Source organism: Micromonospora sp. C41, from assembly GCF_018070485.1.
Classification (GTDB): Bacteria; Actinomycetota; Actinomycetes; order Mycobacteriales; family Micromonosporaceae; genus Micromonospora; species Micromonospora chalcea.
The window spans coordinates 1-1,674 of sequence record NZ_JAGPXP010000067.1; the positions used below are offsets into that span (position 1 = coordinate 1).

At 67.5% G+C, this 1,674-nt stretch carries 1 protein-coding gene; it reads right to left on the reverse strand.

The window, feature by feature from the left end:
- Positions 1–223: 223 nt before the first annotated feature.
- On the reverse strand, positions 224–1,674 hold a 1,451-nt coding region (locus KBX43_RS31215; protein ID WP_210888601.1), incomplete at its 5' end, for an AAA family ATPase.

The window sequence follows — 1,674 nt, forward strand, 5'->3', positions numbered from 1 at the left end:
CTCCCACCCCGACCCCGCCTCCGCCTCCCCCCGTCCTCGACTCGCCCTCGACTCGCCCCGTTGATCATGAAGTTAGCAGCGACAAATCGGGCGCCAAGTGCGGTCAACCTCATGATCGACCACGGCGGGGCTGGGGCGAGGAGGGCGTGGTGGGTGGGCACGGAAAGGCGACGGCCCCGGTGGCTTTCGCCTACCGGGGCCGTCGTCTTCGAACTGTGCTTACCTACGCGGCGTCGTCCGCGCCGGTGGCGGCGGTGCCGCCGAGGTCCGCCGGGACCGCGTCCGGCACGGCGTCCGGCCGGTCCGCGCCCCGGAAGACAAGCTTGGACTTGTCGATGTTCTCCGGGTCGCCCTCGCAGTCCACGACCACGATCTGACCCGGGGTCAGCTCGTTGAACAGGATCCGTTCGGACAGGTTGTCCTCGATGTCGCGCTGGATCGTGCGGCGCAGCGGCCGCGCGCCCAGCACCGGGTCGAAGCCCTTCTTCGCGAGGTACTTCTTCGCGTTGTCGGTCAGTTCCAGGCCCATGTCCTTGTTGCGCAGCTGGGTTTCGATGCGCTGGATCATGATGTCGACGATGGAGAGGATCTCGGTCTCGCGCAGCTGGTGGAAGACGATGGTGTCGTCGATCCGGTTGAGGAACTCGGGCCGGAAGTGCTGCTTGAGTTCGTCGTTGACCTTCTGCTTCATCCGGTCGTAGTTCGACTCGGAGTCCTCCGACGCCTGGAAGCCGAGGGAGACGGCTTTGGCGACGTCGCGGGTGCCGAGGTTGGTGGTCAGGATGATGACCGTGTTCTTGAAGTCCACGATCCGGCCCTGGCCGTCGGTGAGACGCCCGTCCTCCAGGATCTGCAGGAGCGTGTTGAACACGTCCGGGTGGGCCTTCTCGATCTCGTCGAAGAGGACCACGGAGAACGGCCGGCGACGTACCTTCTCGGTCAGCTGCCCGCCCTCGTCGTAGCCGACGTAGCCGGGCGGGGCACCGACGAGGCGGGACACCGTGTACCGGTCGTGGAACTCCGACATGTCCAGCTGGATCAGGGCGTCCTCGGACCCGAACAGGAACTCCGCCAGGGCCTTGGACAGTTCGGTCTTACCGACGCCGGACGGGCCGGCGAAGATGAACGAGCCGGACGGCCGCTTCGGGTCCTTCAACCCGGCCCGGGTACGCCGGATCGCCTTCGAGACCGCCTTGACCGCGTCTTCCTGGCCGATGACGCGCTTGTGCAGCTCGTCTTCCATGCGCAGCAGGCGCGAGGTCTCCTCCTCGGTCAGCTTGTAGACCGGGATACCGGTCCAGTTGCCGAGCACCTCGGCGATCTGCTCGTCGTCGACCTCACTGACGACGTCCAGGTCACCGGCCTTCCACTCCTTCTCCCGCTGCGCCTTCTGACCCAGCAGCTGCTTCTCGGTGTCCCGCAGCTGCGCGGCCCGCTCGAAGTCCTGCGCGTCGATCGCGGACTCCTTGTCCCGACGCACCTGGGCGATGCGCTCGTCGAAGTCGCGCAGGTCCGGCGGCGCGGTCATCCGGCGGATCCGCATCCGGGCGCCGGCCTCGTCGATCAGGTCGATCGCCTTGTCCGGCAGGAACCGGTCGGAGATGTACCGGTCGGCGAGCGTCGCGGCGGCGACCAGGGCGGCGTCGGTGATGGAGACGCGGTGGTGGGCCTCGT